A 16,205-nucleotide genomic window follows, 5' to 3' on the forward strand; every position below is an offset into this window, starting at 1 on the left:
AAAGGTACAAGGACTCAACCCTTCATGGATAAAGAAATTCTATGACGCTCAACTTCTACAGTCAGGATTTTGACCTCGACTTTATCTCCCACCTTGACAATCTCTGTGGGATCATTGACATAAGAATTCGATAATTGACTGATATGAACTAAGCCATCTTGATGTACCCCAATATCGACAAAGGCACCAAAAGCAGTCACATTTGTGATGATACCTGTGAGAGACATTCCCTTCTCAAGATCTTCTATGGTATTAATACCATCAGCAAAAGAAATGATTTCAAACTCAGCCCGAGGATCTCTACCTGGTTTTATCAGTTCTTCTACAATGTCTTGAGCCGTATATTTACCAATTGTATCTGATAAAATATTCATTAATTTACCCTGTATCAACTCATTTTGACGAATATCGTCTAATGTAATATTGAGGGTATTAAGGGCCTTATTAATTTGTTCATACTGTTCAGGATGCACTCCTGTTTTATCCAGGATATTCAAACTTTCAGGTATTCTCAGAAAACCAGCTGCCTGCTCAAAAGCTTTGGGGCCGATGCCTGATACCTTTTTTATTCCCTCTTTTGAAGTAAATGATCCCTTATCCCTTCTATAATGAACTATATTATTAGCTGTTTTATTATTAAGACCAGCTATATGTTTTAATAAACTCTCACTTGCAGTGTTAATATCAATACCCACTCTATTGACACAGGAATCGACCACAAAATCCAAGGCTTGAGAAAGATCCTTTTGATTAACATCATGTTGATACTGTCCCACTCCTAAACTTTTTGGTTCAATTTTAACTAATTCGGCTAAAGGATCCTGAAAACGTCTACCTATAGATACAGCACCTCTTACAGTAATGTCATAATCGGGAAACTCACGACGGGCTTCTTCAGAAGCTGAATAAATACTTGCACCACTTTCATTTACCATTACACAGGGAACTGATAAGTTTAAATCTTTAAGGAATTTTTCTAGTTCACGACCTCCCGTTCCATTACCAAATGCTATTGCACTAATTTTTGCTCGTTTCATGAGATCTTCCAATATATTCTGTGCTTCAATTTGTTTATTATGTGGTTCTAAAGGATATATGGTTCTATTTGCCAGCAAATCACCATTATCACTCAATAGTACAACCTTGCAACCTGTTCTAAAGCCTGGATCAATACCAATAATTGCTTTATTACCAAAGGGAGAAGATAATAATAGGTTCTCCAAATTCTTCCTAAATATAGTAATAGATTCCAAATCAGCTCGTTCTTTTAGTATATTAAGATACTCTTTTTCCAAGCTGGGTTGTAATAGTCTTTTATACCCATCTTGATAAGAGGTTTCAATCAATGCCCAAGAAGGATGTTTTTCTCTCTTATTAAGATTTTTTTTAATTATTTGAAAGGCAAGCTCGTCCTCTGGGGATAATTTTAATTTAAGATAACCTTCTGATTCTCCTCTAAATAGAGCTAAAATTCTATGAGCTGGTTGATTATGAATGGATCCTTCATAATCAAAGTAATCTTTATATTTTTGGGCCTCAGGTTCTTTGATTTTCTTTTTATTGACAATAGCCTTAATTACACTTTCCTGTTGAAAACATTGTCTTAAATCATTCTTAATTATTTGATCATGGCTTATCCATTCGGCAATAATATGAACGACACCTTCTGATTCTTTCTCAGATAAAACAATCCCGTCTTTCTGTTGAAATATATCAATAGCAGATTGTTCATACCCAGCTTCCCTAGCTAAATCAGCCTTTGTTTTTTTACGTCTTTTATATGGAGCGTAAAGATCTTCCAAAGCATTTAGAGATTCTGCTTCATTTATTTGTTTTTTTAAGGAATCAGTAAGTTGACCTTGTTCATTGATTGCTTTAATTATTGCTTCTTTTCGTTTAACTAGAGAATGAAATAACTCTCTATATTTCATTATCTTTTCTAATTCTACTTCATCCAAGTTCCCTGTAACTTCTTTTCTATAACGGGCAATAAAGGGTATAGTACAATCCTCATCAAACAGCTTCAAGGATGCCTTAACACCTGATAGGGATAAATTTGTTCTCTTAACAATAAAATTTTCCATAAAAAGCATACTAACCTAAAAAAGACAGCTTCGCCAACGCAAAGTTTTTTGTTATTATAGAACTTATGTTCTCATCAACAAAAGCACTTCAGGTAAGTGAGCTGACGCAAATCATTCAAAAATTATTAGAAGAAAATCTAAACGATATATGTCTTGAAGGTGAAATATCAAATTATCGCCCAGCATCTTCTGGGCATGTTTATTTTACTCTTAAAGATAATCATTCAGTTATCAGTGCAGTTATGTTCAGATCATCAGCCTCTGCTTTAAGATTTCGCCCCAAGGATGGGGATTTTGTCAAAGTGACGGGACGATTAAGTGTATATCCACCTCGAGGATCTTATCAAATAGTTTGTGATACAATGGATTTGGCTGGAGAAGGCCAATTATTAGCCATATTAGAACAGCGTAAACAAAGATTCGCTCAACTAGGTTATTTTGATGCAAATAAAAAGAAGCAGATTCCTTCCTATCCCGAACGAATTGCCATTATTACATCACCTACTGGAGCAGCTATCAGAGACATTCAACGTGTTATTAAAAGCCGATATGATAACGTCCATCTTATTGTAGTTCCGTCGCTAGTACAAGGTAATGAAGCGGGAGATGCCCTGGCTAAAAGAGTCAGACAAATTAATAGACTAGGTCTAGCTGATGTCATTATTTTAACAAGAGGTGGTGGCTCCTTAGAAGATCTAATCTGTTTTAGTGAAGAAATCCTGGTTCAAGCAGTAGTGGACTCAAGAATACCTATTATAAGTGCAGTAGGTCATGAAATAGACTGGGCACTAACAGATTTTGCAGCTGATTATAGGGCTGCAACACCATCAGCAGCAGCAGAAAAAGTCACTGAGAACTGGCTAAATTTTTATGATCGACTTTATTCGGCATCTCAGGATATGAGGTATTTTGTACAAAATCAAATTGATCAAGTCCGTAAAATGACTGGAATATTTAGTAAACAAGATATTCAGCGTTCTTTTCAAATATACCTCCAGCCTTTCCAGCAACGCCTAGATGAAGCCAAAGAACAACTCATGAGACATATAAAACAAAATTTAGATGATAAGTGTAACTGGCTGAATATAAGACTAGCCCAACTTGAAGAATTTAACCCTCAAAAAATCATTAGAAGAGGGTATTCTCTTATAAAGGATGAAGAAGGAAATATTGTTTCAACATCAAAAATAGTTAATCCACAAGATCGATTAACTATTCACTTACAAGATGGTCATATTGAAACAGTTGTGCAAGGAGTTACAAATGAAGAACAATAGCTTTGAAGATAGATTAACACGGCTTGAAGAAATAAGTAATCTAATTAAGACAGGTCAAATCCCATTAGATGAAGCAGTTGATTCCTTTGAAGAAGGGATGAAATTAGCTACCTCTTTAGAAAAAGACCTAAAAAAGATTGAAAAAAAAGTAGAAATACTTATGAATCCGATTGAGGATAAAACAAATGATGCCGAAATCGGTTTATTTGATGATATTGTAGAATAGGGGTCATGATGTTTCATCATAGAGAAGATTTAACAGTTGATGAGATTAATAGCTATCTAGAAGAAAATCTAAGCCAGCTCTTTTCTTATTATAAATATCTAAAAGCAGGTAGAACCAGAATATTAAATAGCTTGTTAATATCAAAAATATTAAATGAATCAACCAGAATTGAAGAAGTTTTGGATTTGTTTGGAGCAAAAAGTAATACTAAGTGGTTTCCCTTTAGGGAAGCTAATAGTGCTGTCAAGCGCTTCTCAAATGTTCTCTATATTTTCTTACATGTCCATGCCAATTACAAAAGATACAAACTAAAGAGTGATTCAAAGGACTTTTATCCTTTGACAGGGCAATCGCTGCATAAGGCTGGCCAAATATTGCTAGACTCATTAGACCAATGGTATGCCTATGGACAAGAGATAAAATTAACTTTTTTAGAAATATCATTACCCAAGAATATTGAATCAAAATTACCACTTAACAAGTTAAATCATACTCGTAAAAAACTTAATATCAAATCCCCAGATAGATATATCGTAAACATGGCTACTTCTTTTTTGAATTTATTTACAAATACAGAGGTTTTAGAACTATGTCCCAGTGGAGAATGTGATTATGCAAGTTTTATCCCAGAACAAATTAGTGAAAAAGACTTAAGATCATTAGAAACAGAATTCCATAATTTACAAAGCTTTTATGACACAAATATTGGTTTTACCAGTGTTGAAGATTATGATGATGATCTCCCCTTAATTAGAGGGCATGCCTCAATAATCTTTCATCTCCTGGAAGGGGCCACAGATTTAATCCATTATTATGAAAGACATATGATGGAGTTTATTGGAAAAACAAAAACACATAATCCTATGAACATAAGTCAGGAAGATGTTCTCAGCTTACTTTTTGACTATTGTCTAAAGTATTCAAGGCTTTTTTTAGATCAATCCATTAGCCTGTGCCAATCTGTTATTGCGGCCTATGCACACAAAACAACTATAGAAGTACCTGTACCTGTATATAGAGGTTTTCATGTACGGCCTTCTACTCTTATAGCAAAGATTGTTCAACATTATGGTAGTCAAATATGGGTATATATGGATGATTTTAAATGTAATGCCGCTGTTCCTTTAGACCTATTTCGCTTGAATGAAAAAATAAATGCAGTAAAAAGAAAAAATATATCAAACACTATCATGCAATTAGACTCATTACATGATGATGAACTAATGCCATTAGAACAACGCATCCATAGAGCATTCCAAGAATTAATGGAAAAAGAGCTTATTATAAGCTATTCCTTAGTCCCACATATTCCTGAATGTAAAAAAGTAGTTGAAGAATCCTTTGGAGAATATATAAACAGGATAATTGCCTATATGTTAGCAGAAGGTAAAATAGATATTAGGACCGATATAAAAGTTAAATTTGAAGGAGATTCAAGAGTTCTCAAAGACATCAAAATTCTGGCAGAGAATGGATACGGAGAAGATGAATTCGGTAATAACATTATATTGCCAAAAGAATTGTCCTATCTTAGACGTTAGGGAAGATTAAACTCTAACCTATCTCCTACTTTGATACCTTTTTTTTCAAAATAACCTTGATTCATCTCCAGGGCATATTGGACGGAATAGGCAGAGTTAGTTGTTTTTTCCGTTAAAGGAGACATTGTATGTATTTCCTTTATAACTTTCTCTTTGTTAATATAAGCAATAGATAAGGGTAAATAGGTGTTTTTCATCCAAAAATGTAATTGCTTTTCAGTATCAAAGACAAAAAGCATTCCATGATCAAATTCCATCTTTTTTCTATACATCAAGCCTTTTTCTCTTTTGCTGTCTGTATCTGCAATTTCAGCTTGTATTATATTATCACCAATTTTTATCTCTACAATATCTGCATTGGTACAGCTATTAAGTATTAAACTAAAATTTATTAAGAAAATTACCCTTATTAACATCTTCATAAGCTTCATTCGCTCTCCCCTGTTGTAACAATTGTTGTTGAATTAAACGATCAACGTATTTAACAGTTAGTGGTCTTTCTAAACTTAAAATAATATTATCCCCAATCCAGCGAACGGCTTCAGGATCTAGTTCTGTAGATTCTCCATACTTTCTCACTAAAGTGGTGTACATTGTATAATGGTCTGTTTCTTCTGGATTTAATTCCAATGTAATTATATATAACTTATTATCTATAAATTGAAAAGAAGCCCAGTTGATATAGGAAAAACCACGACATTCTATCAAAGTTGTATTGGGTTCATCAAGTAAACTTACATCAGGAGATCCTCTATAGTTAAAAAGATTATTTTCAGTCAGTTTTTGTTGTACCAGCTCAAAACTGTCTCCCATGAAAATATTATCAAACCCTTTCGATAATTGATCAGAATCCTGGGCATGAATGGAACCAGTAAAAACAATAAACACTAGAAGAAGTAAAACAAATCTTCCCATATTACGACCTTAGGTATAATAATGCTAATAGAACAAAAAGAATAACTAAAATGGGTAAGGTTATCAAAAAGACAATATCCCTTTTATTCACTGCTAGTTTAGCTTTTTGTTGTTTTTGCTTAAGAGATAAAGCAGGTGCCATATGCCCACAAACAGGGCATCCTCTTGAAAAAAACTTAGCTTCATTTGAATAATGACATTCCGGACACATTACCTTTGTAAAAGAGGTACGACAGGAGGGACAAATTTCAGCATTAAAGGGCACTTCTTTACCACATTTTGAACAATAAAAATGCGGTTTCTCTCTGTCTTTTGTTTTTTTCATTTTAAATATTCAAAATCCTCCCAGTATAAAGTAATAATGAAAAACTCTTCCCTATAGCTGTCCATAGATCTTGAATAAGTCAAATCAAGAGATAAACCTTCTTTATTAACAATACTATCCAATTGAGATATATTGATTTCAATTTCAAGATTTTCAATCCCATCATAATAATATCCAATTATATCGTGGATTTTCTCCTTCACATTCCATAGATAGATTGGGCCTTGTTTTACTTGATTAGGAATTTCTATCACATATTTCGCTGATTCAGACCTATCATGATACAGATACAAATAGTAGGGACCTTCCCTAACAGCATCACTATCACGATTGACTAACATAAAGAGACTATTCTGAAATGTTTTAGCTTTTATACTATTTGGTAGCTGTTCACGATAGTCTTCAGCATCATTTATATCGAAAGTAGCGATATTATTATCAGACTCTCTAGTATAAACAGTAGGTATAAAATCTTCACTAAATATTGATAATGCAGGAATGGTCAGCCAATCGCGAGAATCACCGTCTAAAATAATGGGAGGATAAGAAACTGTAGGTAATTTATCCCAGAGAATATAAGAGGGGGTTACCTCTTCACTCCATAGATCCAAGACAATCATCTTATCTTTTTCATATTGTTCAAGATCAAGAATATAGACTTCTTGTTCTTTCGTTGTAGATTCTCCAAAATATCCGATTAAATACTTTTTTGCATTGATTAGATGTCGTGTTTCTCCTCCATAAATCCAATGCCAGCTTGAATCATGATCTAAACTATTAAGATTAATGTCATCAGTTAAGAAAAACGAAAAAACACTATCTTCAGGATTATTAATGTCTAAGGAGAAACTATTAACTGTCATTAGTATAAAGAGGGGTAAGAATAACTTTCTCATCATTTATTTCCTTTGTATTCCTAATATGGTTAGATCGTCATACTGTTCATCTTCTTTAATGTATGAATAATATCTGTATTCCTGTAAATCAGTATAATCAAGCGGATAACCAAAATATTCTTCATATTGAACAAAATGCTCTCTTAAAAAATCATCTACTTTCACATCAATCCTTATTTTATCATTAATAGAGGCTTTTGGATCGGGATATAACCTGAAAACCTTCTCCAATGAGACCATGGCTAAAACGACTTCTTGAATAGTACCATTGCAACTTGAAAAATCAAAGTCCAAAGGAGAATCCTCACCTAAAGGATTGTGATACTTAAATAATTGATATTTTTGTCGATTCATTACAGAATCTATGACTTGATGTAGACGTTCCAAACTAAACTCTTCTGTATCTTTACCTGCCAAGTGTGTAATTAATGTACCTTCTCTTTGATGATCAGGATTACTACACACTTCGATCTCATATTTAGAATTTCTTAAATGGCGTTGTGCCTCTTCGAGTCCATCTGTAAAGAAAAATAACATATCACCACGATTAAGTATAATCTTTTGTTGCTTAAAACCACTCTGCATTTCTACTAGCATTGATGGAAATACTCCTGCGGCAGGTGTTTCAGTCATATGTTTTTGGTAACTAATGCCTTTTTGAGCGTCCCATCCATGAATTGTTTTATCTCCAGCATGACAAAAATAGGCTTCACCAGTTCTGATATTTAATATCCCCAAATTGAATGCGGCAAAGCGTCCTTTAAATCCTCTTTCTTCTAAGAGATCATTTATCCTATAAACTAGAGGAGGCAAATTAACTTTTTGTTTTGTATTATACTCACGAAAATGATTAAGAAATATAGTAGCAACTTCTACCATAATAAGGGAAGCAGGAACACCTTTTCCAGCAACATCACATTTAATTAATGCGTAATGTTCATTATCTAATTTTCGATAATCAAAATAATCACCCGAGACCCCCTTAGCCCCTTCATAATACCCAAAAAAGTCAGCATACTTTGTAGATTCCCCACCAGTTGTCATTTTACGCCCAGAATCATCCGAATCTAAGGGAATAAACATTTTTTGCACTTCTTTACCAACAGTTAATTCTTTGTTAGCTTCTGCAGCTTTTACCAAACCTTTTGTCATTTGATTTATAGTCTGAGCTAAGAGTTCTAGTTCGTCTTTTGAAGTAATATCTATCTTATGGTTTTTAAGTTCACTCTTATCTTCTGTATCCCTTATTATTTCTATTCCTTTAACAAGTTTTTTAATGGGATTTACAGTTATTGAAGAGAGTATAATAGAGCCAACTATTCCTAATGTTATGGCAATAAGAGCTATTATACCTGTTCGTTTGATTAGCTCATTTCGGCTTGCCCTGATTTCTTCCCTTATACGTTCAGTGGATACAACAACACGTACTGTTCCTCTATAATAAGTATCTTCCCCTCTTCTAGCATAAGTTATGGGTTTGTAGAATAAATACGATGGAATACTTAGATCTAAGTGTTCTGTATCAAAATTAGGATAGGTGCCTGTATATTTTGATAAATTATCAAGAATATTATTTCTCAAACTATCTAATTCATATATCTGATCAAATAAATCACTTCTAATCCTAGTTGAATTTTGATCAGTTCCAGTATGAAGACTCGCTTCTTGAGTCAATCTATCGATCTCAGAGGATATATCTTGTAATGAAGCCTTTCCTTCCTGGTTTATCCTTAAAGCTAAGTCATTAATCTGATTAGTTATTTCATCTTCATAGGTACTTATTCCTTGAACATAATTATCTGTATTAATATTATCTTTGAGATAGGAGCTATCAAAGTTACTTACACCCCATACATGATTATATTCAGAACGGTTTTCACGACCAGGTCCAGTTATTACACTAAATTGGGCATCTGACATAGCTGACATTTGCTGAGGAATGAGACTCAATTCCAGCTCGCTTTCTGAAGGCAAATAATTAGAAGCGGACTTAGAAAATCCTGTCATCAGAACTTCAGCTTGTTGTTTCAAAGCACTGGCAAGATTTTCTTGTTGATTACCAATCATGAAAAAACCTAGTGCTAACGAAATCATCAATAATACTGTTGTCAGCAAAATGAGAATAGAGAAAGCAAACTTGAATCTTAATCCGAAACCTTTACGCTTCAATTCATTAATCCTTGTTCTTTTTTCTTCGGCAGAAAGATGTCCTTTCTGTACGAGGATAAGCATATCACCGGCTAATCTATTTTCTTTTATAGGATAGACAAATATTTGACCAAAACTAAAAAGAGTCACTATTGCCAATAAACACAATATTACAATAGATACTAAATAATTCGCATTTAAAACAAAACGATGTTGGGGAAGAGAGATAAAACCAGGTTCTTCCCAGGAGAAATCTCCAAATTTTACAGTTCCTGAAGGCTGAATATAAAGATAGGATTTAGCAAAATAGGTTCCTCTTCTTGGATGAACTAACCCAATTCTATATTTTCCCTCAGGGATATCACTTATAACTAGATCTCGTATTTGTTTATCTGAACTAATTTGGTAAGAACCATCAGATATATTATAAGTATAATCGAAAGGAGCAATACCATCCCGGTCTAAGTAGATAGAAGAAACAGCCCCACCTTCAAGAAATCCCCTTCCAATAATATGAATAGAGATTCTACCAAAATCATCCTGGTTTGAATCAATCCAGGAGATATAAGTTACTGGTTGATATTTATTAACTCGAAATAAAGTGGAGGCAATGGGTCCACTATTACCTACAGAGTCAAAAGCCTTGACCTTTAAGGCATATAAACCATTATCCATATTATTAAAAGTGATAGACCCTTTTTTATTATTAATAATAGTGCCAGGATCTGTACCTGAAAAACTAGGATTTATGATTGTACTAGGCTCTCCTAAATAATTAAGCTTGTAACTATAACCTTGTAGATAGGGTTCATTGATTGTCCAATTAATTTTAGGTGAATTATTGATGAGAAAGCCTTCATTATCATAATCAAGCTTACTAAATTTAACCATAGGTGGTGATGTAGTATCTCTGTATACAGAGAGAACCTTTTCTTCAGACCAATTACCAGCATAGTCTTTTGCTCTTATGTGGAAGTACCATTCACCATCTTCATCAGCAATGAATTTTCCTTGATTTTGATTATTTAAATAAGTTAAAACAGGAGGAACACTATCATCCGGATTTTGATTCCATAAGAAATTGTATCCTTCAATTCCACTTGAGTCAGGTGGAACTGACCATTGTATTTGATAAGTACTCAAACGACTTCTTTCAGTATTTTTAAAATTAACCGCTCTTGGGACAGGTGCAGACACAGACCTATCAGGCTCCAGTTGATATATACGGATAATGTTCCCTTGAGTATTCTCCCAAAACACAAAAATATCATTCTCATCATGTACAATTTTTGGAAAAGTTGAAGTTCCACTAATAATACTCAAATCACTGATTTTCCATGTGTACTCTTCTTTTGTTCCTAACTTTATATGGAAATCACCCTTTTGATTGTCAAACCAAAGGATATTTAACTTTTGTTTGAATTCAAAAAGTTGAGGTCCACCACTAGTATATAAACTACGAGTGACAGATTCCCAATTTTCTATTGTTTGATTGGCGATTATTCCAATATAAATTTGATTTGGATTACTTAATAAGTTTCTTTCCCATGAAATATAGAGAATTCCTCCATAGCTATATATATTGGGTCTCTGATTATTGTAGTTTGATGAATCATCGTTTTTACTTTTCCCATCAGAAAAATTAGTAATCCATTGACTGTTAGACCAACTTTGACCACCATCTTCAGAAGTTTTCATGTATAGTTGATAATTGGCCCTTTCCCCTGAATGTTGTGATTGAAACACAATATAGTCCTTTCCATTATGCTGGGTTCCATAAGGACTAAAATTTAAATTTAGATTTTCATCATCCTTTATAAGAGCTTGAGGAGAGGTCCAACTACTACCACTACTTGTATATGTATAAAAGATGCTAATACTCGTTTCGAATCCTTGGCTAAATAATAGATACATTCCCTTTTGGGAAGTGAATATTTTAGGAGATAGAGCATCAGTACCTGTTGAGATTAGGCTGATTTCTTTAAATTCGATATTATCATAATCAGAATGAAGGATAGCGATAATACTATCACTTTTTATGTAGGCAATATAAATACCATTATCATTCAAGGTTAGACTAGCTATAGGACTTTCTTCTCCAAAGTAAGGAATATTATTAATGATGTTATTAAACTTTTTCCATGATTGCCCTTTCTTTTTAATTGCTATCGAAAGATTTAAATCACCATTATTACTGTTTGCGTTGGAAAAATCCTGCCATAGCAAAGCAAATGTACCGTTGTATGAATCAACCATAGGAAAGCGACTTCTATTCCCAGCAAAACTTTCAGGGTTTTCCCAGTAATATTCTTGTCCATAAATCAAAGATCCTGTAATGAGTAAAAAAATGAAAATGATTCCTTTTATAGATCTATGTATCATAATTGAGAGTCAATTCGCTCCTGTAATTCTAATAAGGGAGAGTATTTGCGATTATTTGCATCCTCCATCAACCTATCAACAATAAGTTTAGCCTCTAACAAACGTCCCTGAGTAAATTTTTCTACAGCTTCTCGGTACTGTTGTTGCGCTAAACTGGACAAGGTTAAAGAGGTTCTCTCTCCTGCTTCTACACGTAAACGATCTAACAATCTGACAATATTCTGGTTATCAGGGTCAAGCTCATTGGCTTTTTTTAATTGTGATAATGCTACAGGGAATTGTGCAGATATATTACGCTGAACTATAGCATAAGCTTGATCATATAAAGCTTTGGCCTGCCTTATAGATTGAGGGTCAGGTTCGGGAACTCTAATGCCTAATAATATCTCAACTCTATAAATAGTATCTTTTAATCCTGGAAATTGAGAATTAATTTCTCTGAGATCTGTTAAATCAATATAGGCTTGTCGAGGATCTGCGCTTATCTCATTTTGGGCCTGCTGAAATTTTTGTTTAAATAATTCACCAAAAGCGTCTGCGTCTTTGATTTGTAATATCCGCAATGACAAAATACTCACCTCTTGATTAAGAGGAAAGGGCAATCTTACTTTTGTAATTTTATCTTCAGCATCCTCTAACAGTCTAAGAGCATCAACGCGCTGATTCTGATTAAGCATTTTTTTTGCTCCTTCAAAATCTTCCCAAGCCAAGTTTAATAATTGTCGTATTTCAGGATAAAGCGGATCTGTAACAGGGATATCCCTTCCCGTCTGTACACTAAGGGCTGTCCTGCTCAAACTTAACCAACGTTCTATTTCATTATTCTCTTCTGTACTTACAGATGACCACAGATTTTGAGCTCTAACAAGAACTTCTTCAGCTTGACCAAACGAGGATTGTAGATAGAAAGATTTACCTTTATTGATATCTTCACGAACTTGAACGACTGCGATTTTAAAACGTTCATCTATAATTCGTTTAGATAAAGAATTCACAAGTTCATCAATCTCTTCTCTAAAAGTAATATTTTCCTGAATATCAAGTGAGTCCAAAAACTTATCTCGTGCAAGTTCTATTTGTTGTTCAGCATTGTCAAAATCTAAATTTCTTAAAGACGTCTCTGTTTGCTGGATTCTAAAATATCCCTCATTCTTTAATTTAGTTGCAGTAAAAATCTGTTCTTCTGCTTGAGTTATTAAATTAGCTCTTTGAATTTGAAATGACCTCAATTGATCTATATCTTTATTAAGGGTATTAATCCATTGGATCATGTTAGCATCAGTCTGTATGTAATCATCTTTATCTTCAATTCGGCTTTGTAACTTAACCAGCTCTGAAATAACATCATTTAAAGAATCATTTTCCTGTATCAGAATGTCTCTAGAACGATCAGGATAATGTGATACTATTTGTTGACTTCCATTATTAATACTTTGAGGTACTCCTTCTAGGTAATTAACAGCTTGAGATAATTGTTTCTCTCTTTGATTGATTTTGGGTTCTAGAGTTTTATATACTAAATCAATTTCTTTTAAACTCAGATCAATAGCCCTGTTTTGCCATAAAGAATATTGAATATTGATATCTCTTTCTAAATTTGTATATATAGTATTATATTCATTTAAGGTAACAAAAGCCCCTTTATTTAATTGGGTCCACTGATTTTTCTCTAATCGCAACCGTTCTTTTAATGAGCCAAGATCACTCAATAATTTACTTACTTGTTCTTGCTTTTGAACAACCGATTCTTCTGTGTCTAAGGAATTCAAAGCCAATGCTTCTTGCTGGTTTGCAATTTGAATCACTGATAAGTACTCTTTACCTAGTTCATTATGAGCTTTAACTAAATATTGTAAAGGTAAGTATTTAATCACTAGTTTTTTATCTTTGTCAAATATATTATATTGGTCTTTTAACAAGACCCTACTATTCCAAAGATTTAAAATACTATGATCTATATCATAATTATCAAGTAAATCTTCAAATTTTCTTAATCCATCTGTATACTGCCCAAGTTCAAAGGCGTTAACCCCTGACGCATATAGCTTGTCACTCCTTTCAATTATTATCTGGCTTATCTCTTCCAAACTTTTATCATGATAACGCTCAATAACTCCTAACATCCCTTCTCTGTAGTCAACCAGTTCTCTTCCTTGTGTAAATAATTCAGCATAACTTAAAAAGAAATCTGGAGAGTTATCAGTTGAATTACTTTTAATTATCTGATTTTGTTCACTAAATACTAGTGCAGCTTCTTGAACTCTTCTTCTTAACTGTTGGATTTCCTGTATTTGCTCTATATAACGATTAATTGAAGTGGGGTCTAATGACTTAACTTCAGTCGCAACCTTTTCATAATTACCTAACTGATTTAGAAATGTGGTAATTGCTTTGTTCATATCATCCAAAGAAGCGATTACCATATTTTTGATAAGGTCTCCATAAGGATTTTCATCAAATTCAAATCGATGTAGCTCATAACCTTCAGAATATATGGCAACAGCTCTTTGATAATTATTTTTATCTAGTTCGATTAAAGCATTGGCCATTATCTCCCTAAATCTTTTTCTAGAAACGACCAACTCAACGTTTCTTTGGGCTCGATTGATAAAAGCTGTGGTTTCCTTGTTGGGGTTCTTATCACGATTTTTCATTTCTGCAATACTTTCTCTTGCAGCCTCAGCATCTTCATTAGCTAAATGATCCAAAGTTTCATAAGCCAAATCGACGTATTCACTTCTAAGTTTTTCGATTTTTTGAATATAAGGAATGGCCTGATCTCGACGATCAGGATAATTCTCAACCATTTCAGAGAGGACAAGTAGAGCTTCATTTAACTGTTGATTATTAATATACTCTTTTGCTAAAGCAATGGATTCTTTTGGCGATAGCTCTCCTGATGAGGTTTCTTGAGTACCACCACAATACAAAGGTCTACCAAGAACCATAATAAAGGAGAAAAACAATAAATTGAACGATTTTCCAAAGTTTATCAATCTTTCTCTTTCAATAGTCTACCACCTTCTACTAATATCGTCATAACTTTAAAGTCATATAGATAATTTGGTGGAGAAATTGTATATTTAAAGGGTATGAGATCACTACTTATAGGAATCATTTTGACTATTATGTCCTCAATTACTTTTGGTATCGACCTAGATTACCAGAATTTTCTTTATAATGTCATAGATGAAACCGGTATTGATCCCAATGCAGGTCAAACGACTTTTCTCACTCTTCTGGTTCCCATGGGTGGTCGTTATGAAGCCATGGGTACAGCCTATACTGCAGTACCCAAGGATACAGGTTTTATCAATGCTAATCCAGCTGGTTCTAGTTTACTTGAAAATACAGAGCTTTCTCTCTTTCATAATGACTGGATTGCTGATTCCTCAATGGAGTCTTTATCCTATTCTATTCGTTTTAACCAACTCGGGTTGGGATTTGGAGGAAAATGGTTCAGAGTTCCTTTTACAGCTTATGATGAATTTGGAGAAAGAAGAAATACTGTAGATGGTATAGGTAAGGGTAATTATATGGAATTTTTAGGCACAGCGAATATAAGCTATAATGTTCTGCATTCTTACTACTATAATGGCCTATCTATTGGAATGAACATTACAAGTGGCTATCGTTACATTCCCAAGAGTACCTATGCACAGGCTAGTGATAGAAATTCCGTTGCAATAGCTTCTACAGATCAAAATGCTTTAACAATCATGGCCGATATGGGGCTAATGTCCCAATTTAATCTATTTAAATTTTACTATGACTTAGGTAAAAACTTTACACTTGGTCTATCTATTCAAAATGTCGGACCAAATGTCGATGGAGATCCTCTTCCAACTCGAGCACGAGCAGGTCTTTCCTGGTCTCCAATAAAACCTGTTCTTTTAAGTTTTGATTATGCTTATCCCTTTTTTACCCCTTTGAGTTACTCTTCTGACAGAAATGATAGTATAACCCCTGAAGCACCACATATTGCTTTTGGTAATAGTATCAATTTAACTGATTTCTATAGTATTCAGAGTGGTATACTAATAAAGAAGGGGCTTCCTCGTATGAGTCTGGGTTCAGCCTTTAATTTCAAGGCTTGGGAAGTAATCGTCAATTATACACTTGATTTAACAACACAAATATCCTCCTTAGATAGATTCAGTATTGAAGCCAAGATCAACCTTGGAGATCTTGGCCGTATGGCACGTCAAGAGGAAGCACAAGATTTATATTTAAAGGGCCTACAGGAATATGCACAAGGTAACATTTATTCTGCTATAGATCTTTGGGAGAAATCTCTTGATTTGAATCCATCCTTTGAACCTGCTAAAGAAATACTAGAAACAGCACGTAGAACAGCAGAATTACAAAAACAGATTGAAGAGCTAGAAAAAATAGAAAACGAAGAATAGTA

Annotated in this window: 11 protein-coding genes; 4 read left to right on the forward strand and 7 right to left on the reverse strand. The window is 33.7% G+C overall.

All coding sequences use genetic code 11. From position 1 onward, the window contains the following. Positions 1-14: 14 nt before the first annotated feature. Positions 15-2,084 carry a helix-hairpin-helix domain-containing protein gene (locus K345_RS0104230; protein WP_028973124.1) on the reverse strand — a complete coding sequence of 690 codons (2,070 nt, stop codon included), beginning with the start codon at positions 2,082-2,084 and terminating at the stop codon, positions 15-17. 65 nt (positions 2,085-2,149) lie between these two features. Between K345_RS0104230 and xseA the strand changes: the two genes are divergently transcribed. The 3 genes from xseA to K345_RS0104245 are packed head-to-tail and all read left to right on the forward strand — an operon-like array spanning position 2,150 to position 5,128. Next, positions 2,150-3,361 carry an exodeoxyribonuclease VII large subunit gene (gene xseA, locus K345_RS0104235; protein ID WP_028973125.1) on the forward strand — a complete coding sequence of 404 codons (1,212 nt, stop codon included), beginning with the start codon at positions 2,150-2,152 and terminating at the stop codon, positions 3,359-3,361. Beyond that, positions 3,348-3,587 (forward strand): exodeoxyribonuclease VII small subunit, encoded by a 240-nt coding sequence (gene xseB, locus K345_RS0104240; protein ID WP_028973126.1) that lies wholly within the window; start codon positions 3,348-3,350, stop codon positions 3,585-3,587. Before xseA ends, xseB begins: the two co-directional genes overlap by 14 nt. 8 nt (positions 3,588-3,595) lie before the next feature. Beyond that, entirely contained in the window at positions 3,596-5,128 is a 1,533-nt protein-coding gene (locus K345_RS0104245; protein WP_028973127.1) for an HPr family phosphocarrier protein, read from the forward strand. Here K345_RS0104245 and K345_RS0104250 read toward each other — a convergent pair. The 6 genes from K345_RS0104250 to K345_RS0104275 are packed head-to-tail and all read right to left on the reverse strand — an operon-like array spanning position 5,125 to position 14,742. Continuing rightward, positions 5,125-5,550 carry a DUF192 domain-containing protein gene (locus K345_RS0104250; RefSeq protein ID WP_028973128.1) on the reverse strand — a complete coding sequence of 142 codons (426 nt, stop codon included), beginning with the start codon at positions 5,548-5,550 and terminating at the stop codon, positions 5,125-5,127. The two genes, K345_RS0104245 and K345_RS0104250, sit on opposite strands and share 4 nt — an antisense overlap. Continuing rightward, complete coding sequence (locus K345_RS0104255; protein WP_053228051.1) at positions 5,510-6,043, reverse strand: hypothetical protein; 534 nt, start codon at positions 6,041-6,043, stop codon at positions 5,510-5,512. Before K345_RS0104255 ends, K345_RS0104250 begins: the two co-directional genes overlap by 41 nt. 1 nt (position 6,044) lies before the next feature. Next, positions 6,045-6,368 carry a double zinc ribbon domain-containing protein gene (locus K345_RS19665; RefSeq protein ID WP_037571252.1) on the reverse strand — a complete coding sequence of 108 codons (324 nt, stop codon included), beginning with the start codon at positions 6,366-6,368 and terminating at the stop codon, positions 6,045-6,047. After that, entirely contained in the window at positions 6,365-7,264 is a 900-nt protein-coding gene (locus tag K345_RS0104265) for a hypothetical protein (RefSeq protein ID WP_156888298.1), read from the reverse strand. Before K345_RS0104265 ends, K345_RS19665 begins: the two co-directional genes overlap by 4 nt. Before the next feature lie 3 nt (positions 7,265-7,267). Further along, a complete protein-coding gene (locus K345_RS22130; protein WP_053228052.1) occupies positions 7,268-11,794 on the reverse strand; it encodes a SpoIIE family protein phosphatase in 4,527 nt (1,508 codons plus the stop codon). Then, on the reverse strand, positions 11,791-14,742 hold the full coding sequence (locus K345_RS0104275; protein WP_211227831.1) for a hypothetical protein: 2,952 nt from the start codon (positions 14,740-14,742) through the stop codon (positions 11,791-11,793). Before K345_RS0104275 ends, K345_RS22130 begins: the two co-directional genes overlap by 4 nt. 144 nt (positions 14,743-14,886) lie before the next feature. Between K345_RS0104275 and K345_RS19675 the strand changes: the two genes are divergently transcribed. Beyond that, the gene (locus K345_RS19675; RefSeq protein WP_083963625.1) at positions 14,887-16,203 is read left to right on the forward strand and encodes a UPF0164 family protein; all 1,317 of its coding nucleotides are present in this window, start codon (positions 14,887-14,889) and stop codon (positions 16,201-16,203) included. Positions 16,204-16,205: the final 2 nt, after the last annotated feature.

Origin of the sequence: Spirochaeta cellobiosiphila DSM 17781 (assembly GCF_000426705.1) — a bacterium.
Classification (GTDB): Bacteria; Spirochaetota; Spirochaetia; order DSM-17781; family DSM-17781; genus Spirochaeta_E; species Spirochaeta_E cellobiosiphila.